General features: G+C 68.6%; 20 protein-coding genes. 11 read left to right on the forward strand and 9 right to left on the reverse strand.

Annotated features, from left to right (window positions below):
- The first annotated feature begins 164 nt into the window (after window positions 1-164).
- Window positions 165-2,048 carry a flagellin N-terminal helical domain-containing protein gene (locus tag AC3AOF_RS27920; RefSeq protein WP_488347102.1) on the forward strand — a complete coding sequence of 628 codons (1,884 nt, stop codon included), beginning with the start codon at window positions 165-167 and terminating at the stop codon, window positions 2,046-2,048.
- Window positions 2,049-3,075: 1,027 nt separating this feature from the next.
- Window positions 3,076-4,959, forward strand: a complete 1,884-nt coding sequence (locus AC3AOF_RS27925) for a flagellin N-terminal helical domain-containing protein (RefSeq protein WP_488347103.1) — start codon at window positions 3,076-3,078, stop codon at window positions 4,957-4,959.
- 70 nt (window positions 4,960-5,029) lie between these two features.
- Here the strand turns inward: AC3AOF_RS27925 and AC3AOF_RS27930 are convergent, their stop codons facing one another.
- The 3 genes from AC3AOF_RS27930 to AC3AOF_RS27940 are packed head-to-tail and all read right to left on the reverse strand — an operon-like array spanning window position 5,030 to window position 7,095.
- Window positions 5,030-5,350: a cupin domain-containing protein gene (locus AC3AOF_RS27930; RefSeq protein WP_236987804.1), complete on the reverse strand. Its 321-nt coding sequence runs from the start codon at window positions 5,348-5,350 to the stop codon at window positions 5,030-5,032.
- A gap of 15 nt (window positions 5,351-5,365) precedes the next feature.
- On the reverse strand, window positions 5,366-6,394 hold the full coding sequence (locus AC3AOF_RS27935; protein WP_488347104.1) for a histone deacetylase family protein: 1,029 nt from the start codon (window positions 6,392-6,394) through the stop codon (window positions 5,366-5,368).
- A 17-nt stretch (window positions 6,395-6,411) separates the two neighbouring features.
- Window positions 6,412-7,095, reverse strand: coding sequence for a GntR family transcriptional regulator (locus tag AC3AOF_RS27940; protein ID WP_488347105.1), 684 nt, complete (start codon window positions 7,093-7,095; stop codon window positions 6,412-6,414).
- Between the two features lie 235 nt (window positions 7,096-7,330).
- Between AC3AOF_RS27940 and AC3AOF_RS27945 the strand changes: the two genes are divergently transcribed.
- From AC3AOF_RS27945 to AC3AOF_RS27980, 8 genes are all read left to right on the forward strand, one after another.
- Window positions 7,331-8,098 carry a class II aldolase/adducin family protein gene (locus AC3AOF_RS27945; RefSeq protein WP_488347106.1) on the forward strand — a complete coding sequence of 256 codons (768 nt, stop codon included), beginning with the start codon at window positions 7,331-7,333 and terminating at the stop codon, window positions 8,096-8,098.
- A 137-nt stretch (window positions 8,099-8,235) separates the two neighbouring features.
- Complete coding sequence (locus AC3AOF_RS27950) at window positions 8,236-9,786, forward strand: ABC transporter substrate-binding protein (protein WP_488347107.1); 1,551 nt, start codon at window positions 8,236-8,238, stop codon at window positions 9,784-9,786.
- Between the two features lie 14 nt (window positions 9,787-9,800).
- Window positions 9,801-10,769, forward strand: coding sequence for an ABC transporter permease (locus AC3AOF_RS27955; protein ID WP_488347108.1), 969 nt, complete (start codon window positions 9,801-9,803; stop codon window positions 10,767-10,769).
- Window positions 10,769-11,647, forward strand: coding sequence for an ABC transporter permease (locus AC3AOF_RS27960; RefSeq protein WP_236987798.1), 879 nt, complete (start codon window positions 10,769-10,771; stop codon window positions 11,645-11,647). The genes AC3AOF_RS27955 and AC3AOF_RS27960 overlap by 1 nt, the downstream gene beginning before the upstream one ends.
- Before the next feature lies 1 nt (window position 11,648).
- A complete protein-coding gene (locus tag AC3AOF_RS27965) occupies window positions 11,649-13,268 on the forward strand; it encodes an ABC transporter ATP-binding protein (protein ID WP_488347109.1) in 1,620 nt (539 codons plus the stop codon).
- Between the two features lie 300 nt (window positions 13,269-13,568).
- Entirely contained in the window at window positions 13,569-14,510 is a 942-nt protein-coding gene (locus tag AC3AOF_RS27970) for a 2-hydroxyacid dehydrogenase (protein WP_488347110.1), read from the forward strand.
- 362 nt (window positions 14,511-14,872) lie between these two features.
- A complete protein-coding gene (locus tag AC3AOF_RS27975; protein WP_488347111.1) occupies window positions 14,873-15,106 on the forward strand; it encodes a hypothetical protein in 234 nt (77 codons plus the stop codon).
- 255 nt (window positions 15,107-15,361) lie between these two features.
- A complete protein-coding gene (locus AC3AOF_RS27980; RefSeq protein ID WP_165085980.1) occupies window positions 15,362-15,595 on the forward strand; it encodes a hypothetical protein in 234 nt (77 codons plus the stop codon).
- Window positions 15,596-15,744: 149 nt separating this feature from the next.
- Here AC3AOF_RS27980 and AC3AOF_RS27985 read toward each other — a convergent pair whose 3' ends face one another.
- From AC3AOF_RS27985 to AC3AOF_RS28010, 6 genes are all read right to left on the reverse strand, one after another.
- Window positions 15,745-15,954 (reverse strand): hypothetical protein, encoded by a 210-nt coding sequence (locus AC3AOF_RS27985; RefSeq protein WP_236987794.1) that lies wholly within the window; start codon window positions 15,952-15,954, stop codon window positions 15,745-15,747.
- A gap of 78 nt (window positions 15,955-16,032) precedes the next feature.
- The gene (locus AC3AOF_RS27990; protein WP_488347112.1) at window positions 16,033-16,797 is read right to left on the reverse strand and encodes an FkbM family methyltransferase; all 765 of its coding nucleotides are present in this window, start codon (window positions 16,795-16,797) and stop codon (window positions 16,033-16,035) included.
- A gap of 137 nt (window positions 16,798-16,934) precedes the next feature.
- Complete coding sequence (gene araD, locus AC3AOF_RS27995; protein WP_488347113.1) at window positions 16,935-18,731, reverse strand: L-arabinonate dehydratase; 1,797 nt, start codon at window positions 18,729-18,731, stop codon at window positions 16,935-16,937.
- 322 nt (window positions 18,732-19,053) lie between these two features.
- Complete coding sequence (locus tag AC3AOF_RS28000; protein WP_488349068.1) at window positions 19,054-19,905, reverse strand: ABC transporter permease; 852 nt, start codon at window positions 19,903-19,905, stop codon at window positions 19,054-19,056.
- 70 nt (window positions 19,906-19,975) lie between these two features.
- Window positions 19,976-20,740 (reverse strand): ABC transporter ATP-binding protein, encoded by a 765-nt coding sequence (locus tag AC3AOF_RS28005; protein ID WP_236987791.1) that lies wholly within the window; start codon window positions 20,738-20,740, stop codon window positions 19,976-19,978.
- 16 nt (window positions 20,741-20,756) lie between these two features.
- Window positions 20,757-21,782: an ABC transporter substrate-binding protein gene (locus AC3AOF_RS28010; RefSeq protein ID WP_488347114.1), complete on the reverse strand. Its 1,026-nt coding sequence runs from the start codon at window positions 21,780-21,782 to the stop codon at window positions 20,757-20,759.
- A gap of 174 nt (window positions 21,783-21,956) precedes the next feature.
- Between AC3AOF_RS28010 and AC3AOF_RS28015 the strand changes: the two genes are divergently transcribed.
- Window positions 21,957-22,652, forward strand: a complete 696-nt coding sequence (locus AC3AOF_RS28015; RefSeq protein ID WP_488347115.1) for a GntR family transcriptional regulator — start codon at window positions 21,957-21,959, stop codon at window positions 22,650-22,652.
- Window positions 22,653-22,772 lie beyond the last annotated feature (120 nt).

Here is a 22,772-nt window from a genome sequence, read left to right on the forward strand (position 1 = left end):
ACCGAAACGACTGCCCCGGCGATAGATTTATCCAACATTAACCATAACAGGATGGGCATGATCGGCGCGACCGTTAGGCTTAAGAAAGACGAAAGGCCTGTGCGGCGATGGTGACGGCGTCGTCAAAAAGACGCCTCGCCCGACGATCAAAAAGGTCGCCACCCATGTCCGACATCACCCTCTCGGCCGCCACCCGCCAGAACCTCCTGTCGCTCCAGGATACGGCCGCGCTGCTCTCCACGACGCAGACGCGCCTCTCGACCGGCAAGAAGGTCAACAGCGCGCTCGACAGCCCGGTGAACTACTTCACCGCCCAGAACCTGAATTCGCGGTCGTCGTCCCTGACGAACCTGCTCGACGGCGTGTCGAACGGCATCCAGACGATCCAGGCCGCCAATACCGGAATCACCAAGCTGCGCGGCCTGACCGACCAGCTCAAGGCCATCACCCAGCAGGCCCTCTCGGCCGCAAATGCCTTCACCGCCAAGGCCAGCATCGGCTCGACCGCCCTGAGCGGCGCCACCGCCAACAACCTCCTGTCGGTCGGTGCGACCACCGCGGTGGCCGAGGCGGCGATCGGCGGCGCCAGCGTGACGAGGCAGCAGGCGGTCAGCAACACCCTCGATTCCACCGGCATCGCGGCCATCTTCACCGCCGCCGGTGGCAGCACCGCGACCCTCTCGATCGATGGCGTCAACGTCACCCTGAACCAGGCCACCGACGGCACGAGCAGCCAGGCCGTCACCGACGCCATCAACAACCAGCTCAAGGCAGCCGGATCGGCCGTCACGGCGACCCTGGCCACGAACGTGATCACGCTCAAGGGTACCACCGACGGCGGTGCCTTCGCGCTCGGCACAGACTCGGTCACGACGTCCGCGTTCGCCACCGGCGCCAACCGGACGGCGGGTGTGTTCGTGCCGACCGCCACCAGCCTGGCCACCGGCGCCGGTTTCGTCGCCGGCGACACCTTCATGGTCAACGGCCAGGCCGTCACGGTCGGCCGCAGCGACACCCTGTCGTCTCTCGCCCAAAAGGTCAGCACCGCCACCGCCGGCGCAGTCAGCGCGACCTACGACGCCACCGCCAAGAAGTTCAGCTTCACGGCGGCGGACTCGGCGACCGGGATCGTGCTCGGCGATGGCAGCACCTCGACCGCGAAGATGTCGAACCTCGGCTTCTCGCTCATCAAGAGCTATGGCGCCGGGCAGGGCACCACGGTCGCGACGGCCGGCACCCCCCCGACCCAGACCTTCACCAAGAGTGCGCTCGACAGCAAGACGATCAGCGTCAAGGTCGCAGGCGGCAGCTTCACCAGCTTGACTTTCGGCACCGCTGCGGGCCAGATCTCGACCCTGAACCAGCTCAACGCTGCCCTGGCTCCGGCCAACGCAATGGCGAGCATCGACAGCACGACCGGTGCGCTGAAGATCAGCACCACCAACGAGGCGGGCGCCGACAACCTGATCCTGACGGCGACCGGCGCCGGCAACCCGTTCAGCTCCGGTAATTCGAGCGCGATCATCGGCGGTGACGGCGCCAATGCCCGTAACAACTTGGTCAACACCTATAACGGCCTTCTCTCCCAGATCGACCAGATGGCGGCGGATTCGGGCTTCAACGGCACGAACCTGCTGGCCGGCGACACCGTCAACGTCAGCTTCAACGAGCGCGGCACTTCCTCGCTCAAGGTGTCCGGTACGGCGGTGACGGCGTCAGGTCTGAACCTGATCGCGGTCGGCCAGACCGACTTCCAGGACAGCAACTCGATCAACGCCGTGATCGCCACGATCAACAGCGCGAACACCGCGCTCCAGAGCCAGGCCTCGACGTTGGGTGCCAACCTGGCGGTCGTGCAGAACCGGCAGGACTTCACCAAGCAGATGATCAACGTGCTCGATACGGGCGCGGCGAACCTGACGAATGCGGACCTGAACGAGGAGGCGGCGAACTCGCAGGCCCTCTCGACCCGCAACTCGCTCGGCATCTCGGCCCTGTCGCTCGCCAACCAGGCCCAGCAGGGCATCCTCCAGCTCCTGCGCGGCTGATCACGCGAGCGGAACAGGCTCAGGCTCCCCGCCTCTCGTGTGATACGAAATCCGGAAGATCACTTCCGGATTTCGTATCACCAGCCCGCGCGGCGCGTGAGCGAAGCCGATTTCCGCATCGCGAAGCGATCAGTCGGAAATCGTATGAGAGACGAGAAGCCTGAGCCTTTCGTGCATCCCGAACGGCCTCTCTACGACGGGCCACGGGACATGCGTGTCGTTGCTTCACGCCGTACGGCGCCGATTCCGAGAAATCCCAAGCAGATGCGTATGATGCGCATCTGCTTGGGATTCTTTCATTGTGCCCGAGCCCGCCCGAATCGTCGCGCCGATTACCGGCACAGGACACGACACAGCGGGTTGCGCAGTGTGGGAGAGACGGCCGAAAGCATGAACCCTCCCCCCACTGCGGGGGAGGGTTCATGCTCTCGGCCGTCGCTCTGGCACCCCGGCGGCCTCCCGCGTCGTGCAGTTCGAGTTATCTGCAGCAGACGTCGATATTTCTTCTCGCCATCCCGGGGCTCGTCGAAGATGAGAACCTGGGATGAAATGGACGGGTTGGCTTTTGTCGACCAACTCAAACAGGCCCTGACCATCTCTGTGAATGCATCCTCCGGCGATCGTGTCTCAGCGGATCGCAAAGGGTGCCGCCGAGCCTGATCTTGCAGGACGGGCAGCCAGATCGGCCAGCCACTGGAGCGGCTACGCTTGCCATGGACAGCACAGTGGCATGCTTCCAGTGGTCGCTGACGCCTGACGTGTCCTCAAGCAGCGCAACCCATTGCCACCCCTCATTCGATCCCTCGACCATTCGCTCTCAGCTGCGCGTGAATCATGGTAACTTCGGCATTAAGGTAAATCGATCAGTCGAGATGGGTACGGTCATTAACGTTCTGAAAGTCATGACCTTTGGAACCAGGGGAACGGAGGCCTTTTCAGCTTTGCGGTAAGGACCGGGCAAGGGCGACGGGGCCAATCTGACCTCGCCTTCAAAACACGAAGGTCTACCGATCAATAGGATCGCCCAATGTCTTCCGGAATCACCCTCTCGGCCGCCACCCGCCAGAACCTCCTGTCGCTCCAGGGCACCGCCGACCTACTGTCGACCACACAGTCCCGCCTTTCGACCGGCAAGAAGGTCAACACCGCCCTCGATAGCCCGAGCAATTACTTCACTGCTCAAGGCCTGTCCTCGCGTTCGTCGGCGCTGACCACCCTGCTCGACGGTGTGTCGAACGGCATCCAGACGATCCAGGCCGCCAATACCGGCATCACCAAGCTGCAGGGCCTAACCGACCAGCTCAAGTCCGTCGCTCAGCAGGCCCTCTCGGCCTCGAACGCCTTCACCGCCAAGGCCAGCGTCGGCTCGACCGCCCTGAGCGGCGCCACCGCCAACAACCTCCTGTCGGTCGGTGCGACCACCGCGGTGGCCGAGGCGGCGATCGGCGGCGCCAGCGTGACGAGGCAGCAGGCGGTCAGCAACACCCTCGATTCCACCGGCATCGCGGCCATCTTCACCGCCGCCGGTGGCAGCACCGCGACCCTCTCGATCGATGGCGTCAACGTCACCCTGAACCAGGCCACCGACGGCGCGAGCAGCCAGGCCGTCACCGACGCCATCAACAACCAGCTCAAGGCAGCCGGATCGGCCGTCACGGCGACCCTGGCCACGAACGTGATCACGCTCAAGGGTACCACCGACGGCGGTGCCTTCGCGCTCGGCACAGACTCGGTCACGACGTCCGCGTTCGCCACCGGCGCCAACCGGACGGCGGGTGTGTTCGTGCCGACCGCCACCAGCCTGGCCACCGGCGCTGGTTTCGTCGCCGGCGACACCTTCACGGTCAACGGCCAGGCCGTCACGGTCGGCCGCAGCGACACCCTGTCGTCTCTCGCCCAAAAGGTCAGCACCGCCACCGCCGGCACGGTGAGCGCCACCTACGACGCCACCGCCAAGAAGTTCAGCTTCACGGCGGCGGACTCGGCGACCGGGATCGTGCTCGGCGATGGCAGCACCTCGACCGCGAAGGTGTCGAACCTCGGCTTCTCGCTCATCAAGAGCTATGGCGCCGGGCAGGGCACCACGGTCGCGACGGCCGGCACCCCCCCGACCCAGACCTTCACCAAGAGTGCGCTCGACAGCAAGACGATCAGCGTCAAGGTCGCAGGCAGCAATACGATCAACCTGTCCTTCGGCACCGCTGCGGGCCAGATCTCGACCCTGAACCAGCTCAACGCTGCCCTGGCTCCGGGTAACGCGATGGCGAGCATCGACAGCACGACCGGCGCGATCAAGATCACCACCACCAACGAGGCGGGCGCGGATAACCTGACTCTGTCGGCGAGCGGCGCAGGCAACCCGTTCAGCTCTGCAACCTCGAGCGCGATCATCGGCGGCGACGGCGCCAACACCCGCAGCAACCTGGTGAGCACCTACAACAACCTGCTTTCCCAGATCGACCAGATGGCGGCGGATTCGGGCTTCAACGGCACGAACCTGCTGGCCGGCGACACCGTCAACGTCAGCTTCAACGAGAAGGGCACCTCCTCGCTGAAGATCGCCGGCACTCAGGTCTCGGCCTCGCTGCTCGGCATGGTCGCGGTTGGCCAGACCGACTTCCAGGACAGCAACTCGATCAACGCCGTGATCTCGACGATCAACAGCGCGTCGAGCCAGCTGAAGAACCAGGCCTCGACCCTGGGCGCCAACCTGGCGGTGGTGCAGAACCGGCAGGACTTCACCAAGCAGATGATCAACGTGCTCGATGCGGGCGCGGCGAACCTGACGAATGCGGACCTCAACGAGGAGGCAGCGAATTCGCAGGCTCTCTCGACCCGCAACTCGCTCGGCATCTCGGCCCTGTCGCTCGCCAACCAGTCGCAGCAGGGCATCCTCCAGCTCCTGCGCTGATCGGCGAACAACACCTCACGAAAGAAGCGGCCGGGGCTCACGCCCCGGCCGTTCCCGTTTCGGGGGGCTCTCAGGCGAGACCCGCCAGCCCCTCCGGCTTCTTCACCTCGATCTCCACGAAGGCGATCGGGTGGTCGGAGCCGTTCTGGACGTCGTGGCGGATGCCGGCCGGGCGGCGGTAGGACTGGCCGTGGGCGAGCGGCACCTCGGTGACGGTCGTGCCGTCGTGGACCCGCAGGGTGCCGGCGGTGATCATCACCACGAAATAGGGCCAGCCGTGCTCGTGCCAGCCGGTGACCGCGCCGGGCGAAAAGTCCCAGCGCGTGATGCGGACCGTGTCGTCGTCGTGCTGGACGGTCGGGATCGCGGGAATCGTGCAGGCGAAGGCCATCGGGCGAAAAACTCCTCAGCGGGCGGATTCGAAGCCGGCGAGGACCGCCGTCAGGTTTTCCCCGAGCAGGTCGGAGAGGTAGCCGCCCTCCTGCACCAGCACGGTCGGCAGGCCGAGACGCGCGAGCGCCGCGCCCATGCGGCGAAAGCCCGGCGTCGTGATGGCGAGGCCGGCGAGCGGATCGTGCTCCGAGGCGTCGAGGCCGAGCGCGACCACCAGCGCCGTCGGGGCGAAGGCCTTCACCGTGCGGCTCGCCACGCCCTCCAGCACGTCGAGATACGCATCGTCGCCGGTGCCGAGCGGCAGCGGCAGGTTGAGGTTGGCGCCGATCCCCTCCCCTTCCCCGCGCTCGTGGGCGTAGCCCCAGACGAAGGGGTAGAAGCCGCGCGGATCGGCATGGAGCGAGACGGTGAGCACGCTCGGATCGCGGTAGAAGATGCCTTGCGTGCCGTTCCCGTGATGCACGTCGACGTCGAGCACCGCGACCCGGGCGTGCGTCTGGCGCAAATGCGCGGCGGCGACCGCGCTGTTGTTGAAGTAGCAATGGCCCCCGGCCCGGTCGCGATAGGCGTGGTGGCCGGGCGGGCGGCAGAGCGCGTAGGCCGCGTCCTCGCCGTCGAGCACCAGTTGCGCCGCGCTCGCGGCGACGTCGGTGGCGCTCGCCGCCGCCGCGTAGGTGCCCGGGCCGATCGGGCAGGCGGTGTCGACCGTGTGCCAGCCCAGCCTGCCGACGATGTGGGTCGGGTAGGTCGCGGCCTCGCGCACCGGGTGGATGTTGGCGATCATCTCCGCCCCGTGGTCGGGCAGCGTCTCCCATTCCTCCCAGGCCTCCGCCAGGAAGGCGAGGTAATCGGGGCTGTGCACCCGCGCCCGCGCGCCCGCGCCGTGGCCTTGCGGCGCCACGATCGCGTGGTTGCCGGCCTTGAGCCCGGCGAGCAGCCGGTCGGCCCGTTCGGGCTGATCGGCGGCGGGCCTCACCTGGCCGCGCACCAGGAAGAACTTCGGGTCGTGGCGGCGGTGGTCCTCGGAATGGACGGCCTTCATGGAATCTCCCGTGTTTCTCAGGGTGTGGGGGCGAGGCTTTGCACCAGCCGGACGACCTCCCGGCGGGCGACGCCGAGATGGTGGTCGACATGGGCGACGATCCGCTCCGGGTGGCCGGCCTCGATGGCCTCCAGCACCGGCTCGTGGGTGCGGGCGATCTCGTCCGGGTCGTCGTAGAGCCGCCCGATCAGCCCGATCACGATCCGCAATTCCGAGGCCAGCCCGTCGAACAGGCGCAGCACCCGCGCATTGCCGGCGGCCTCGCAGATCAGGCGGTGGAACTGGTAATCGGCCTCGACGATGGTCGCCGGATCGTCGCGCCGGGCGAGATCCCGCATCAGGTCGAGCTGGCGGCGCAGGGCGGCGCGGATCTCCGGCGTCTGGCGCCGCGCCGCCTCCACCGCCGCGTGGCGCTCGATGCAGAGCCGCAAGGCGTAGAGCTCGTCCACGTCCTGCGCCGAGAGTTCGCGCACGAAGAAGCCGCGCCGCGGCGAGGCCCGGAGCAGGCCCTGGCTCTCGAGGAGGCGGGCCGCCTCCCGCACCGGCGCCCGGCTGATGCCGAGCTCGCGGGCGACCGCCGCCTCCGCCACCTTGGCGCCGGGAGCGAGCTGCCCCTGCACGATCGCGTCGGTGAGCCGGCGCGCGACCTGGCGCACGAGATCGCTCTCGGCCAGCAGCGGCAATCCGACGGGTGGGGACATCGCGCGCATCGCACCTCCGTCCGGGCATTGTGCAATGCGTAGGCGTCGATTGTCGACACTTTCAGCTTGATCGTCACGCAAGGCCGGGTCAGTCTAGGCTCATGCCGGGTGATGTCGTGGTCCGACCGGCCCTGCATCCGGCCGTCGTCGCGCATATCTTCGCGCCGCGCCGTCCGTAGACGTGAAGATGTCGTGGCGCACGAACCCGCCGCGAACCTGTCCGCGAGGAGGTCCGATGTCGTCATCCGCTCATCCGCAGGCCGACGAGGTGCAGCGCATCCGCGTCGACCTCGCGGCTGCCTACCGGCTGATCCATCGGCTGGGCCTCGACGACAGCATCTACACCCATATCTCGGCCCGGCTGCCGGGACCGGAACACCGCTTCCTGATCAATCCCTACGGCTTGCGGTTCGAGGAGGTGAAGGCCGGCAACCTCGTCACCGTCGATCTCGAGGGCCGCGTGGTCGACGACCCCTGCGGGCTCGGCATCAACCCGGCGGGCTTCACCATCCACAGCGCCGTCCACGCCGCCCGGGAGGATGCGCTCTGCGTGCTCCACACCCACACGGTGGCGGGCGTCGCCGTGTCGTGCCAGGAAGAGGGTCTGCTGCCGCTCAACCAGTGGTCGATGCAGTTCGCCGGCCGCCTCGCCTACCACGATTACGAAGGCATCGCCCTCGACCTCGACGAGCGCCAGCGCCTGGTGGCCGATCTCGGCGACAAGCCGGTGATGGTCCTGCGCAACCACGGCATGCTGACCTGCGGCCGCTCGGTAGCGGAGGCGTTCAAGCTGATGCACAACCTGGAGCGCTCGTGCCGGGCGCAGCTCGCGCTCCAGGCCGCCGGCGCCCCGCTGATCCGCCCGTCAGTGGCGGTGGCCACGAAGACCGCCGGGCAATACGCCTCGTTCTACGACAAGATGGAGACGGGCGGGATTCCCGACACCGAGTGGGACGCCTTCAAGCGCATGCTGGAGCGCAGCGACCCGGATTATAGAGAATAGGGCGACGCCCGACCCGCCCGCTGCCGAGACGAGCGCGGGTTTCCCCTCTCCCCGCAGGCGGGGAGAGGGGAGATGCGCGCAACCCGCGCGTTCACCGTCTCACGACGCCGCCACAGGGACCAACGGGGACACTCTCGATGCTCAAGACGCTCATGGCCGGCACCGTGCTCTCCCTGGCGCTTGCCGGCACGGCCTTCGCACAAACCCCGAAGCCCGGCGGTACCGCCAACGCGGTGATTCAGCCCGAGCCGCCCGGCCTGATGCTGGCGATGGTGCAGAACGGCCCGACCCAGATGGTGGCCGGCAACATCTACGAGGGGCTGCTGCGCTACGATTCCGCCCTCAAGCCCCTGCCCGGCCTCGCCGAGAGCTGGAGCATGAGCGACGACGGCAAGACCTACACCTTCAAGCTCGTCAGGAACGCCACCTGGCACGACGGCAAGCCGTTCACCGCCGACGACGTGGTCTTCTCGGTCGAGCTCCTGCGCCAGACCCATGCCCGCGCCCGCGGCAACCTCGCCCGCGTCGCGAGCGTGACGGCGCCCGATCCGTACACCGTGGTCTTCACCCTCTCCGAGCCGTTCGGCCCGTTCCTCGGCATCTTCGAGGTCGGCTCGCTGCCGATGGTGCCGAAGCACATCTATGCCGGCACCGACTACAAGACCAATCCGGCCAACAACACGCCGATCGGCACCGGCCCCTACATGTTCAAGGAGTGGAAGAAGGGCTCATACATCCGGCTGGTCAAGAACCCGAACTACCACGTCGCCGGAAAGCCCTATCTCGACGAGATCTACTGGCACGTGATCCCGGACGCCGCCGCCCGCTCGGTGGCGTTCGAGACCGGCAAGGTCGACATCCTGCCCGGCGGCTCGGTCGAGAATTTCGACGTGCAGCGCCTGTCCGCGCTCAAGGGGGCCTGCTCGACCACCAAGGGCTGGGAGTTCTTCAGCCCGATGTCCTGGCTCTGGCTCAACAACCGCAAGGGCCCGATGGCCAACAAGGCCTTCCGCCAGGCGGTGTCCTACGCGCTGGACCGCGACTTCGCCCGCGACGTGGTGTGGAACGGGCTCGGCAAGCCGGCCACCGGCCCGTTCGCCTCCACCGTGCGCTACCACGATCCGAAGGCCGCGAAGTATTCCTACGATCCGGCCAAGGCCAAGGCGCTCTTGAAGGAATCCGGCTACAAGGGCGAGACCGTGCGCCTCCTGCCGCTGCCCTACGGAGAGACCTGGCAGCGCTGGGCCGAGGCCGTGAAGCAGAACCTCGAGGATGTCGGCATCAAGGTCGAGCTGGTGGCGACCGACGTCGCCGGCTGGAACCAGAAGACCTCCGAGTGGGATTACGACATCGCCTTCACGTATCTCTACCAGTACGGTGACCCGGCGCTCGGGGTGGGCCGCAACTACGTCTCGTCGCAGATCGCCAAAGGCTCGCCGTTCAACAACGTCGAGGGCTACTCCAACCCGAGCGTCGACGAGGCCTTCGCCAAGGGCGCGGTCGCGGTCGGCGACGACCAGCGCCGGCCGATCTACGACGCGGTGCAGAAGATGCTCGTCGAGGACGCGCCGGTGGCCTGGCTCCTGGAGCTGCAATTCCCGACCATCACCCGCTGCAAGGTCCACGACCTCGTCACCACCGGCATCGGGGTCAATGACGGCTTCCGGGACGCCTGGATCGAGCGCTGAGGGATCGTAACGGCATGGTCGGCTTCGTCGCGCGGCGGATCGCGAAGGGCATCGTGGTGCTCCTCGCCATCGTGGTCCTGAACTTCTTCCTGATCCGCCTCGCTCCCGGCGATCCGGCCCTGGTGATGGCCGGCGAGGCGGGGGCGGGCGACGAGGCCTTCATCGCCCAGCTGCGGGAAAAATTCGCCCTCGACCAGCCGCTGCCGAGCCAGCTCGGCGCGTATCTTCGCAGCATGGCCGGGCTCGATCTCGGCTATTCGGTGCGCCAGCAGATGCCGGTGGCGACGCTGATCGGCGAGCGGCTGCCGGCGACCCTGCTGCTGACCGGCAGCGCCTTCGCGATCTCGCTCTCCCTCGGGGTGCTGCTCGGCGCGCTGGCAGCCCGGCGGGCCGGAACGCTCGCCGATACCGCGATCACCGGCGTCGCGCTCCTGTTCTATGCCACGCCGCTGTTCTGGGTGTCGCTGATGGCGATCCTGCTGTTCTCGGTCCGGCTCGACTGGCTGCCGAGCTTCGGCTTCGAGACCGTGGGGGCGGGCTATACCGGGCTCGGTCGTGCCCTCGACATCGCCCACCACCTAGTGCTGCCGGCCATGACCCTCGGGCTGTTCTTCATGGCGGTCTACGTGCGGATGACCCGCTCCTCGATGCTGGAGGTCTCGCGCCTCGACTTCGTGAAGACCGCGCGGGCCAAGGGCCTGACCGAGGGGGTGATCCAGCGCCGGCACATCCTGCGCAACGCGCTCCTGCCGGTGGTGACGCTGGCGGGCCTCCAGGCCGGCACGCTCGTCGGCGGCGCGGTGCTCACCGAGACGGTGTTCGCCTGGCCGGGGATCGGGCGGCTGATGTACGAGGCGCTGCTCCAGCGCGACTACAACCTGCTGCTGGGCGTCTTCGTGGTCTCCTCCGCGATGGTGCTGGTCTTCAACCTCGTCACCGACGTGGTCTACCGCGCGGTCGATCCCCGCATCGAGGTGGCGTGATGGAGAATGCCGTTCCGCTCGCCGCCCCGGTCCGGTCGCGCCGCCGCGGGCCGCTCGCCGCCTTCCTGCGCCATCCGGGCGCGGTGTTCGGGCTCGTGATCCTGACTCTCGTCGTCGCCGCGGCGCTGCTGGCGCCGGTCCTCTACCCGACCTCGCCCTGGCGCATGGTGCAGCGGCCCTTCGTGCCGCCCTTCACCCTGGAGCGGGTGCCGCTCGGCACCGACGCGCTCGGGCGCGACATCGCCGCCGGGCTGATGCACGGGGCCGGCGTCTCGCTGATCGTCGGCCTGGTCTCGACGCTCGCCGCCCTGCTGATCGGCGTGCCGCTCGGCGCGCTCGCCGGCTATCTCGGCGGCCGGGTCGACGACGCCTTGATGCGCTTCACCGAGCTGTTCCAGACCGTGCCGAGCTTCGCGCTCGCCATCGTGCTGGTGGCGATCCTGCAGCCCTCCCTGTCCTCGATGATCCTCGCCATCGCGCTGGTGAGCTGGCCGCCGGTGACCCGGCTGGTGCGGGGCGAGGTGCTGAGCTTGCGCTCGCGCGAATACGTCCAGGCGGCGATCGTGACCGGCCAGACCACCTTCACCATCCTGCGGCGGGAGGTGCTGCCCAACACCCTGTCGCCGATCGTGGTCCTGGCCTCGCTGATGGTGGCGACCGCGATCCTGCTCGAATCCTCGCTGTCGTTCCTCGGCCTCGGCGACCCGAACCGGATGTCCTGGGGCTTCATGGTCGGGGCCGGCCGCACGGTGATCCGGCAGGCCTGGTGGATCACCGCCTTTCCGGGCCTGCTGATCCTGCTCACCGTGCTCGCCCTCAACCTGATCGGCGAGGGGCTGAACGATGCCCTCAACCCGCGCCTGTCCCGGGAGCGCTGAGATGGATTCCGACACCCGCCGGGTCGCCGCCTCGGTTCGATCTCTAAGCCTCGCCCTGCCGGAAGGCGGCGACCGGCCGAACGCCGTCGACGGCGTGTCGTTCGATCTCGTGGCCGGCGAGATCCTGTGCCTCGTCGGCGAGTCGGGCTCCGGCAAGTCGATGTGCGCGCACGCCCTGATGGGCCTGTTGCCGAAGGCGGTGCGGCCGGTCTCCGGAGCGATCCGCCTCGGCGAGACCGACCTCTTGGGCCAGAACGAAGCCGGCTGGCGCGACACCCGCGGCCGGCGGATCGCGATGATCTTCCAGGAGCCGATGACGGCGCTGAACCCGCTGATGCGGATCGGCGACCAGATGGCCGAGATGTTCGAGGCCCATGGCCAGCTTAACCCCAAGGAGCGCCGCGCCCGGGCGGTGGCGCTCGCCGGCGAGGTCGGGCTGCCCAACCCCGAGCAGATCGTCCGCTCCTATCCCCACCAGCTCTCGGGCGGCCAGCGCCAGCGGGCGATGATCGCGATGGCGCTGGCCCTCGAACCCACCGTCCTCGTCGCCGACGAGCCGACCACGGCCCTCGACGTCACGACGCAGGCCCAGATCCTCAAGCTGATCCGCGACCTTCAGACCCGCCGCCACATGGCGGTCCTGTTCATCACCCACGATTTCGGCGTGGTGGCGGAGATCGCCGACCGGGTGCTGGTGCTGCGTCACGGCCGGGTGGTGGAGGAAGGCCCCGCGGCCGCCGTGCTCGGCCGGCCGCAGGCCGCCTATACCAGGACCCTGCTCGCCGCCGTGCCGACCATGGAGCCGCCGACCCGCCCTCCCCTTTCGGGGCCGAAGGCGATCGAGGTGACGGGCCTGCAAAAGACCTACGTCACCGGCGGCGGGCTGTGGAAGCCGAAGCGCCGCACCGCGGCGGCGCGGGACGTGGCCTTCACGCTCCACCGCGGCGAGACGCTGGGGCTCGTCGGCGAATCGGGTTCGGGGAAATCCTCGGTCGCGCGCCTCGTCATGCGGCTGATCGACCCCGATGCCGGGGCCGTGCGCCTCGGCGACACCGACCTCACGGGGCTGAAGGGCGAGGCCCTGCGCCGGGCCCGCAGCCGGATCCAGATGGTTTTTCAGGATCCCTTCGCCTCGCTCAACCCGCGCCGCAGCGTGGGTCAGATCATCGCCGACGGGCCGGTGGCGCACGGGGTCTCGGTGACGGAAGCGACGGAGCGGGCACGCCGCCTCCTCTCCCTCGTCGGCCTCGACGAGAAGGCGCTGGAGCGGTTCCCGCACGAATTCTCCGGCGGCCAGCGCCAGCGCATCGGCATCGCCCGGGCGCTCGCGCTCGAACCCGAGGTGCTGGTCGCCGACGAGGCGGTCTCGGCCCTCGATGTCTCGGTCCAGGCCCAGGTGCTGGCGCTGCTGGAAGATCTCAAGGCGCGCCTCGGCCTGTCGATGCTGTTCATCACCCACGATCTGCGGGTGGCGGCCCAGATCTGCGACCGGATCGCGGTGATGCGCCAGGGCGAGATCGTGGAGCTGAAGAGCGCGAGCGCGCTGTTCGCCAATCCCGAGCATCCCTATACGCGCGCGCTTCTCGAGGCGGTGCCTGGCCGGGTGCGGCAAGCGGCGTGAGGGTCCCGTGATCCCGTTTTTCCAATCACCGACCTCATCCTGAGAGTCTGTTTGAGCAGGATCGTCTTCCATAAAGCTGGAAACAGCAGGGCATATCCTACCCACGACCTCATCCTGAGGTGTCAGTTCATCGGAGATGGACTGACCTCGAAGGAGGGCTCCAGAACTCTCCGAGCGAGCTGGAGCCCTCCTTCGAGGCTCAGCGATCTTCGATCGCCCGCACCTCAGGATGAGGTCGTGGATGGGACATTCCACCCACTTCCCGAATTCGACCACACCTCTGCCCGAACAGATCTGACAATGGACCGCCTTCCCTGCGTGCTCTTGAGCGCGACCACCGACCTGCGCGGATTGTTCGGCGCGGCGCTCGCCGGGATTTCCGATCACGTCGAGATCGTGGATCACCCCGCACCGAACCCCGAGCGGGTGCGTCTGGCGCTCGGCTGGCGCCCGCCCGCCGACGCGCTGGCGCGCTACCCCAACCTCGCGGCCCTGTGCTCGATCGCAGCGGGGGTCGACAATCTCCTCGCCTGTCCCGGACGTCCGCCGGACCTGCCGGTGGTGCGGGTGGTCGATCCCGACCAGGCGCGGGCGATGTCGGGCTTCGTGCTCTGGCACGTCATCGGCCACCAGCGCCGCTTCGCCACTTACGCCGAGAACCAGCGCGACCGGATCTGGCGCCGCCTCTATCCGCGCGATGCGAGCGCAGTGCCGGTGGGCCTTCTCGGCTACGGCAAGATCGGCCGACGGGTCGCCAGCGACCTGGCCGCCCTCGGCTTTCCGGTCCGGGCCTGGAGCCGCAGGCCACAGGAGGCGGACCTTGGTGTCACCCACCATCACGGCCCGGACGGGCTCACGGCCATGCTCGGTGAAACGGAAGTCCTGGTGAACCTGCTGCCGCTGACGCCGGAGACCCGCGCCATTCTCGATGCGCGCCTCTTCTCGTCCCTGCGCCCCGGCGGCGTCCTGATCCAGGTCGGCCGCGGCGAGCACCTGATCGAGGCCGATCTCCTGGCGGCGCTCGAATCCGGCCGTCTCGCGGGCGCCGCCCTCGACGTGTTCGCCACCGAGCCGCTACCGCCCGAGCACCCGTTCTGGGACCATCCGGCGATCCGCATCACCCCGCACGAGGCCTGCGAGGCGAGCCCCCAGGCGGTCGCCCGCACCCTGCTCGCCGCGGCCGAGGCCGTGCGCGCGGGCCGGGTGCCGCCGGACACGGTGGATGCGGCGCGGGGCTACTGACGGCTTCCGGCCCCCACGCCCACGAGCGGCTCCCAATCCGTATAGGCCGTCGGTGGTCGCTGGCCCACGGCGCCGGGCGCAAGCTCGGGCGGCACGAGACGAAGGCCAAGCCAAGAACCGCCTGCTCTGGGAGGACTTGGCACGTCCCCCCTCGGCAGGGCGGCGGTCTGCGTCCCTGCGAGGCCGGATGTCAGGCGGGAGCGGTGAGCGCCGCGGCTCCGTTACGCATCGTTAACCATTCGGCGTGCAGGATCGCTGTGGCCGGGTTGACACGTCGCAGCGATAATTTCGAGCGGGTGGCTTCGTTTCGCCGTGTTGCGGGGATAAGCTCCGCCATGGCCCACGGCCGAAGGGGGATGGACATGCTCGGGACAGTGACGGCCTTCATGGCGATCCTGATGGTTCTGGCCCTGCGCAACCTCGCCAAGGCGGCGTTGCTGCCGGTCTATGCCGTGCGCGACATCCACCGCGGCCGCTACGTCCGCGGGCTGGTGCTGCTCTCCTGCTCGGGCCTCGCCGCCTGGTCGATCTGGGCCATGACCCACACCGCCCGCCCGAAGGCCGCCCCGGTGGCGGCAGTGATGTATACCGGCTGAGCGCCGCACCGCTCCGCATTTTCCTGCACTGCGGCATCGACGCTGGCGCTTCGCGCTGGCGTTCGGCGTCGTTCGGGCCCATATCCTCGCTCGCGTCGCGCGCCCGCCCCTTCGAGGCAGGCCCCCGGCCGAGTGCCCGAAGGACCGCCGTCACTCGATCGATCCTCCCCCTCGCGGCGCGGGCCGCATGTCAGCGTGGCCTCACGGGCCGCGTTGTCGTGCCGTGTGCCCCGCCGCCAAGAAGAGTCAACGACCATGCTGCGTTCGAAGCAGAAGCCGAAAGTGCAGGATACGGGCTACGTCCTGTTCGACGTCTACTACGAGGACGGCTCGCGCCGCTCCAACCGCCGGGTGCCCCGGACCGCCACGCTCGAGCACGACGTCGATGGCGCCGTGCGCCAGGTGATCGAGGAGCAGGACCGCGACATCGCGGAAAAGTCCGGCAAGCCCCCGCTCGCCATTACCAAGATCGTGCGCTCGGCCGATTGAGCCGCCCGCTCGACCGATCGGTGCCGGCCCCGGGCCGGCATCCGCCCCCAAGCAGACTTGCGTTGGCAGGCCAACGCTTCGTCCGCTCAGGTTCTTGTTTTGTCGCAGATTTTTGTCGCAAAACCGGTCACCACCTTTGCGAAATCTGCTCAGCGTTTCGCGCCGACCCTCGCGGCGGAGGGTTTCGACAGATCGCGGTGGAGCCGCCTCAACCCCGCATCGTCCCGGGCGCACAGGTCGTGCCGCGTCATCGCGTCGAGGTAGCGTTGCGTCCGGTCCGGCGAGCCGGCCTGGGCCGCCCCGGTGAGCCACAACGCGCCGAGCACGGCCGCCCCACCGATCCCGATCCACGCGCCCATGCCGCTCTCCGTTCGACGTGACCGAGCGTCGCCTGCGAGGCGTGAACGACTCCTCAACGGCAGGACCGGTGCGGCCGCTCAAGGCTGGAGCAGGGCGTAGACATCCCCGGAATTCGCCGCCTGCGGCAGCGCCATCAGATACGCCGCCATCGCGTCGCGGCCGACAGGATGGCCGAAGCTCAACGCCTGGCTCTCGCCGAGCGCGACATCGAATCCGTAGGCGCCGAGCGAGGCCAGCCGGTCGAGGCAGCGGAGCGCCACGTCCCGGGCGATGGTGGTGAACTCGAAGGACAGGGCGGGGAGCGGCACCGACAGGCCCGCCAGCACCCGGTCCTCGAACCCCTCGACGTCGATCTTCACGAAGGCCGGGCGCCCGTGCCCGGCCACCAGCCGGTCGAGGGTCGTGGCCGGCACCGTGATCGTCCGGTCCCAGACCTGCCCCTCCCAGCCCGGCGCGCCCGAAGCCCCGGCGACGAACTCCGCCGAGACCGAGGACACGGTCGGGTTGGCCGAGTTGAGATGGAACACGACCTCGCCCGCTTCATCGCCGACCGCCGCCGCGACCAGGATCACGCTCGCGTCGCGGCCGTGGAGCAGGCGCAAGGCTCGCATCGGCCCGGGCTGCGGCTCCAGCGCGACGACCCGGGCGCCCAGGCGCCGGAAGGCCGCGACGCGATCCCCGACATGGGCGCCGACATCGAACACCAGGTCGCCCGGCCGCACGAAGCGGGCATAGAGCGCGTCCATGGCGGCGTGGGGCGCAGCCCCGCCGCGATAGAGCCGCAGCGAGCGGCCGGTCGCGGCGGCGGTTCCCTTCGGGCGGGTCATGCTCGGGCGGATCATGGGGGTGCTCCGGGTTCTCGCCCGGAGCCCTATCATATGAAATCCGATTGATCGCTTCGCGATGCGGATTTCGACTTCGCTCAAGCGCCGCGCGGGCTTGTGACGCTCTGTCCGGAAGACTCCTTCCGAACAGAGCGTCAGTAGATCGCCGGCTCGGGCACCGGGGCGCCGTACTCGGTGCGCAGGAAGTCGAAATCGCAGCCCTCGTCGGCCTGCTGGATGTGGCGCGAGAACATCACGCCGTAGCCGCGCTCGTAGCGCGGGGCCGGCGGGGTCCAGGCGGCGCGGCGCTGCGCCAGTTCCTCGTCCGAGACCTCCATGCGGATCGCCCTGGCCTCGACGTCGATGCTGACGATGTCGCCGGTGCGCAGCAATGCCAGCGGCCCGCCGATGAAGGATTCCGGCGCGACGTGGAGCACGCAGGCGCCGTAGCTGGTGCCGCTCATCCGCGCATCCGACAGGCGCAGCATGTCGCGGTGCCCCTCCTTGAGCAGCTTCTTCGGCATCGGCAGCATGCCCCATTCGGGCATGCCCGGCCCGCCCTGCGGCCCGGCATTGCGCAGGACCAGCACGTGATCGGCGGTCACGTCGAGAGTCTCGTCGTCGATCGCCGCCTTCAACGACGGGTAATCGTCGAAGACGAGGGCCGGGCCGGAATGCTTGAGGAAGCGCTGGTCCATCGCCGCCGGCTTGATGACGCAGCCGCTCGGCGCGAGGTTGCCCTTCAGCACCGCGAGCGAGCCCTGGCCGTAGACCGGGTTCGACAGCGGCCGGATCACGTCGGCATTGTGGACACCCGCCCCCTCGATCGTCTCGCCGAGGGTCCGGCCGCTCACCGTCAGGCAGTCGAGATGCAGGTGCTCGCGGATCTCGTTCATCAGCGCGCGGATGCCGCCGGCGTAGAAGAAATCCTCCATCAGGTAGGCGTTGCCGCTCGGGCGGACGTTGCCGATCACCGGGACGATGCGGCTGTAGCGCTCGAAATCGTCGAGGCCGATGGCGTGGCCGGCCCGGCGCGCCATGGCGATCAGGTGGATGATGGCGTTGGTCGAGCAGCCCATCGCCATCGCGACCGCGATGGCGTTCTCGTAGGCCTCCCGGGTCTGGATCCGCTGCGGGGTCAGGTCCTCCCACACCATGTCGACGATGCGCCGGCCGGATTCCGAGCACAGCCGGATATGCCCGGCATCGGCCGCCGGGATCGACGAGCCGCCGGGCAGCACCATGCCGACGGCTTCCGCGATCGCCGTCATGGTCGAGGCGGTGCCCATGGTCATGCAGGTGCCGTAGGAGCGGGCGATGCCGCCCTCGATCCCGAGCCAGTCCTGGTCGGTGATCTTGCCGGCGCGCAATTCGTCCCAGTACTTCCAGCTGTCGGAGCCCGAACCCAGCACCTTGCCCTGCCAGTTGCCGCGCAGCATCGGGCCTGCGGGGATGTAGATCGCCGGCAGGTTCATGCTGGTGGCGCCGAGAAGCAGGCCCGGCGTGGACTTGTCGCAGCCGCCCATCAGCACCGCGCCGTCGACGGGGTGCGAGCGCAAGAGCTCCTCGGTCTCCATCGCCAGCATGTTGCGGTAGAGCATGGTGGTCGGCTTGACGAAGCTCTCGGAGACCGAGATCGCCGGGAGTTCGACGGGAAAGCCCCCCGCCATCAGGATCCCGCGCTTCACGTCGTCGACGCGATGCTTGAAGTGGGCGTGGCAGGGCTGGAGGTCGGACCAGGTGTTGAGGATCGCGATGACCGGTTTGCCGGTCCATTCCTCGGGGGCGTAGCCCATCTGCATCGCGCGGGAGCGGTGCCCGAAGGAGCGCAGGTCGGCCGGGCCGAACCAGCGGGCGGAGCGCAAGGAGGCGGGGTCGCGGCGCTGCCCTTGCGGGCCGTCCGGGATGGTGCCGGGTTCGAGGTCGGGCGGGGGGAGCGGGTCGCGGGCCATGAGTGAGGCTCCTGTTGGTTTCGTTCGTTCGATGAATCGCGGCGCCCGCCCCCTCCCCCCTCTGCGCTAGCGGATTCACACTTCTCGTCAGAGAGCTAACCCAACGTAAAGGTGCGCGCTTTCCCCTCCCCCTTGTGGGGAGGGGTTAGGGGTGGGGGTGGTGCCAGAAGAGCCTCGCGCTCTACGCGGCACCACCCCCACCTCCAACTCCTCCCCACAAGGGGGAGGAGAGGCGCGCTACCTTCAAAGGAAGAAGCGTTCAAACCGAGATGTGTGAACACGCTAGCCCCTCTGCGGGGGAGGGTTCAGGGCGGCGTACGCGTCAGTGCTGCAAGCCCCATTTCTGCACCGTCCGCCGCTCCAGCGTGCGGAAGATCAGGTTCTCGACCACGAGGCCGATGATGATCACGGTGAGCAGTCCCGCGAACACCGCCGGGATGTCGAGGAGGTTGCGGTTCTCGAAGATGAACCAGCCGAGGCCCCCGGCCCCCGACGACACGCCGAAGACGAGTTCGGCGGCGATGAGCGTGCGCCAGGCGAAGGCCCAGCCGATCTTGAGGCCGGTGAGGATGCTCGGGAACGCCGCCGGGATCAGGATCTTGGTGACATAAGGGAGCCCCTTGAGGCCGTAATTGCGCCCGACCATCCTGAGCGTGTTCGAGACGCCGCGGAAGCCCGAATGGGTGTTGAGCGCCACCGCCCACAGCACCGAATGGACCAGCACGAAGACCAGGCTGCCGTTGCCTAAGCCGAACCAGATCAGCGCCAGGGGCAGGAGCGCGATGGCCGGCAGGGGATTGAACATCGCCGTCATCGTCTCGAGAAAGTCGGTGCCGATGCGGGTCGAGATCGCCAGCATGGTCAGCGTCGCGGCAAGCCCGATGCCGGCGACGTAGCCCATCAGCAGCACCTTGATCGACGCGAAGGCCCGGCTCGGGATCGTGCCGTCGATCGTCTGGTCGTAGAGCGTCGTGACGGTGTCGGAGAAGGTCGGGAACAGGAGCGGGTTGTCGAGGATCCGGGCATAGATCTCCCAGACCAGCGCCAGCACGACGATGATCACGGTCTTGCGGACGAAGCCCGAGTTCCACAGGATCTCGGCGGTGCCGAGCTGGCGCTCGACCGCGCCGTCGGCGGCGGGCGCCGCCTCGCTCATGATGATGCGGGCCGGCATGGCGGGGCGCGTCATAGTGCCCGTCGTGGTGCTCGTCGTGGTGCTCATGGCTCGATTCCTCGACGATCGCTCAATGGTGGCCGGGTTCGTCGGAAAACAGCAGGTCGTGGATCTGCTGCTCGAGCTGGCCGGCGCTGCCGTCCTGGGCCGAGACCTTGTCGACATCGAGCACCTCGGCCTTGACCCGACCCGGATGGGGCGAGAGCAGGAGGATGCGGTTGCCGATCTTGATCGCCTCGGCGATCGAGTGGGTGACGAAGAGCACCGTGAACTTCGTCTCCTCCCAGAGCTGCAGGAGCTCGTCCTGGCAGGTGCGCCGGGTGAGCGCGTCGAGCGCCGCGAACGGCTCGTCCATCAGCAGGATGTCGGGCTCCATCGCCATGCCGCGGGCGATCGCCACGCGCTGCTTCATGCCGCCCGAGAGGGTGTGGGGGTAGCTGTCGATCGCCCGCGTCAGGCCGACCTTCTCGATATAGGCCCGCGCCCGCTCCTCCGCCTCGCGGCGGGACATCTTGCGCGCGTTGAGGAGCGGGAAGGTGACGTTCTCGAGCACCGACTTCCAGGGCAGGAGCTGGTCGAATTCCTGGAACACCATCATCCGGTCGGCGCCGGGCTCCTTGACCACCCGGTCCTTGATGCGGATCTCGCCCTCGCTCGGATGCAGGTAGCCGCCCACCGCCTTGAGCAGGGTGGACTTGCCGCAGCCGGACGGCCCGAGCAGCACGAAGCGGTCGGAGGTATCGACCTGGAAGCTGACGCGCTCGGTCGCGGTGACCAGCACGTTGGGGGTCTTGTAGCGGAGCGTGACCCCGCGGACGTCGAGGAGGGTACTCATAGGGCGTGTCCTCCCGTCAGCTGCCGCTGAGGTCGTGGGCGACCGGCAGGTAATAGTCGGTCCAGGCCTTCGGCTTGGTCCGCAGGGTGCCGATCCGCGCAAGATGCTCGGCGAAGCGCATCGTCCCTTGCGGCTGGAGGTTGAACTCCATCATGCCGGGCTCACGCAGATAGCCCAGCAGATCCTCGACGCTGGTCTTGTCGCCGGTCACCTCGCGGTAGATCTCGACCGCTTGGCGCGTGTCCTGGCGAATGAGATTTTGAGCCTCTTCCGAGGCCGCGCGCACGGCCTGGACGATCTTCGGGTTGGCGTCGGCGAACTTCGTGGTGGTGAAGAACTGGCCTTGCGTCAGCGGCCCACCGATGATGTCGGGCGAGCGGGCGACGATGTGGGCGCCCGGGACATTGCGCAATTCGACGTACTGGAAGGGGGGTGCCGCGAAATGGGTCTTGATCTCGTGGGTCGGGTTGGCGAGCGCGATCGCCGCGTCCGGATGGCCGAGCTGTACCGTGTTGGCGTCGAGCCGGCCGGACTGGTCGGCGCCGTAAGCCTCGCCCGCCGCCATCTGCAGGAGGATCGCCTGCGTCGAGACCTTCACGGTCGGCACCGCGATCTTGTCGCCGGCGGCGATGTCCTTGATCGTCCTGATCTTCGGGTCGCGGCTGACGAGCAGCAGCGGCAGCGCCGAGGTGGCGACGATGCCCTTCACGCCGCCCCGCGTGCGGTCCCAGAGCAGCAGCAGGTTGCCGGTGCCGGTATTGACGATGTCGACGTTGCCGGCGAGCAGCGCGTCGGTCTGGCTGCCGCCGCCGGTGAAGGTGAGCCACTTCGTCTTCACGCCCGGCACGCCCAGCCGCGCGGCGTGCTTCTCGATCAGCCCCTGCTTCTCGATGATGTGGGTCGGCAGGTAGATGATGCCGGGCTGGCGGGTGATCGCGATCTCGCTCTTCTGCTGCGCCAGGGCCGGGACCGCCCCGGACAAGCATGCACCGGCAGCGAGAAGCCCCGCCGCGAAGGCGCGGCGCGCGGGCGAGTGGATCATGAGCGTTCTCCCGAGGCCGCGAGGGGGCGGCGCATGCCGGCTTGTTGTCGAAGCACCGGTCTGGCCTCCTCACTAAAATGGTAATGCATTAGTATGTCAACCCGAGCGAGCCCGTGCTAGGCTTGTGGCCGGGCCCGCTCCGGCGGCCCGCGTCGTCTCCAGAGTGCGACCGTCATGAACGCCGTCTTCGCCGGTGCGCAGCGTCTCCGCGACCGCTCGCGTCACGCCGCTCCGCAGGTCTTCGATCTCATCCGGGAAAAGATCGTCTCGCTCGATCTCGCGCCCGGCACAGTGCTGTCGCGCCCGGAACTCCAGGCGAGCTTCGGCCTGAGCGCCACCCCGATCCGCGACGCGCTGCTGCGGCTCCAGGAAGAGGGGCTGGTCGACATCTTCCCGCAATCGTCGACGGTGGTGAGCCGCATCGACCTCGCGGCCGCCCGCCAGGCGCAGTTCCTGCGCCGCGCCGTCGAGCAGGAGGTGGTCCGCACCCTTGCGCAGGCGCCCGACCGGGCACTGTTCACCCGCCTCCAGGCCTTCGTGGCCGAGCAGGCGATCTTCGCCGACGAGGGTGATTTCGCCCGGCTCTCGGCCAGCGACGAAGCCTTTCACCGGGCGTTATGCGAGGCCGCCGTCGTCCCCGACCTGTGGGACCTGATCCGCCGCCGCAGCGGCCATATCGACCGCCTGCGCCGGCTGCACCTGCCGGTCGAGGGCAAGGCGCAACAGATCGTGGCCGATCACCGGCGGATCGTGGCGGCGCTCAGTGACGGTGCGCCCGAGGCGGCGCAGGAGGCGTTGCGCGATCACCTGTCGAAGTCGATCGCGCTCGGGGACGAGATCCGGGCGCGCTGGCCGGCCTATTTCGCCTGACCCACGCGCGCGCTTGTGCAGGGGCCTGTGCAGGGCAAGTGCCGCGACGCGGAACGCGCTTCCGGCTCTCCGTCCGCCAGGATCGATACTCGAGCGGCGCGGCCACGAGCGGGACAGTCG

Source organism: Methylobacterium sp. 142-1Y (genome assembly GCF_057747795.1).

Excerpts from the sequence above, each read along its gene's own strand:
- AC3AOF_RS27920 (WP_488347102.1), top strand. The coding sequence starts at position 165 with ATGTCCGACATCACCCTCTCGGCCGCCACCCGCCAGAACCTCCTGTCG.
- AC3AOF_RS27925 (WP_488347103.1), top strand. The coding sequence starts at position 3,076 with ATGTCTTCCGGAATCACCCTCTCGGCCGCCACCCGCCAGAACCTCCTG.
- AC3AOF_RS27930 (WP_236987804.1), bottom strand. The coding sequence starts at position 5,350 with ATGGCCTTCGCCTGCACGATTCCCGCGATCCCGACCGTCCAGCACGAC.
- AC3AOF_RS27935 (WP_488347104.1), bottom strand. The coding sequence starts at position 6,394 with ATGAAGGCCGTCCATTCCGAGGACCACCGCCGCCACGACCCGAAGTTC.
- AC3AOF_RS27940 (WP_488347105.1), bottom strand. The coding sequence starts at position 7,095 with ATGTCCCCACCCGTCGGATTGCCGCTGCTGGCCGAGAGCGATCTCGTG.
- AC3AOF_RS27945 (WP_488347106.1), top strand. The coding sequence starts at position 7,331 with ATGTCGTCATCCGCTCATCCGCAGGCCGACGAGGTGCAGCGCATCCGC.
- AC3AOF_RS27950 (WP_488347107.1), top strand. The coding sequence starts at position 8,236 with ATGCTCAAGACGCTCATGGCCGGCACCGTGCTCTCCCTGGCGCTTGCC.
- AC3AOF_RS27955 (WP_488347108.1), top strand. The coding sequence starts at position 9,801 with ATGGTCGGCTTCGTCGCGCGGCGGATCGCGAAGGGCATCGTGGTGCTC.
- AC3AOF_RS27960 (WP_236987798.1), top strand. The coding sequence starts at position 10,769 with ATGGAGAATGCCGTTCCGCTCGCCGCCCCGGTCCGGTCGCGCCGCCGC.
- AC3AOF_RS27965 (WP_488347109.1), top strand. The coding sequence starts at position 11,649 with ATGGATTCCGACACCCGCCGGGTCGCCGCCTCGGTTCGATCTCTAAGC.
- AC3AOF_RS27970 (WP_488347110.1), top strand. The coding sequence starts at position 13,569 with ATGGACCGCCTTCCCTGCGTGCTCTTGAGCGCGACCACCGACCTGCGC.
- AC3AOF_RS27975 (WP_488347111.1), top strand. The coding sequence starts at position 14,873 with ATGCTCGGGACAGTGACGGCCTTCATGGCGATCCTGATGGTTCTGGCC.
- AC3AOF_RS27980 (WP_165085980.1), top strand. The coding sequence starts at position 15,362 with ATGCTGCGTTCGAAGCAGAAGCCGAAAGTGCAGGATACGGGCTACGTC.
- AC3AOF_RS27985 (WP_236987794.1), bottom strand. The coding sequence starts at position 15,954 with ATGGGCGCGTGGATCGGGATCGGTGGGGCGGCCGTGCTCGGCGCGTTG.
- AC3AOF_RS27990 (WP_488347112.1), bottom strand. The coding sequence starts at position 16,797 with ATGATCCGCCCGAGCATGACCCGCCCGAAGGGAACCGCCGCCGCGACC.
- araD (WP_488347113.1), bottom strand. The coding sequence starts at position 18,731 with ATGGCCCGCGACCCGCTCCCCCCGCCCGACCTCGAACCCGGCACCATC.
- AC3AOF_RS28000 (WP_488349068.1), bottom strand. The coding sequence starts at position 19,905 with ATGCCGGCCCGCATCATCATGAGCGAGGCGGCGCCCGCCGCCGACGGC.
- AC3AOF_RS28005 (WP_236987791.1), bottom strand. The coding sequence starts at position 20,740 with ATGAGTACCCTCCTCGACGTCCGCGGGGTCACGCTCCGCTACAAGACC.
- AC3AOF_RS28010 (WP_488347114.1), bottom strand. The coding sequence starts at position 21,782 with ATGATCCACTCGCCCGCGCGCCGCGCCTTCGCGGCGGGGCTTCTCGCT.
- AC3AOF_RS28015 (WP_488347115.1), top strand. The coding sequence starts at position 21,957 with ATGAACGCCGTCTTCGCCGGTGCGCAGCGTCTCCGCGACCGCTCGCGT.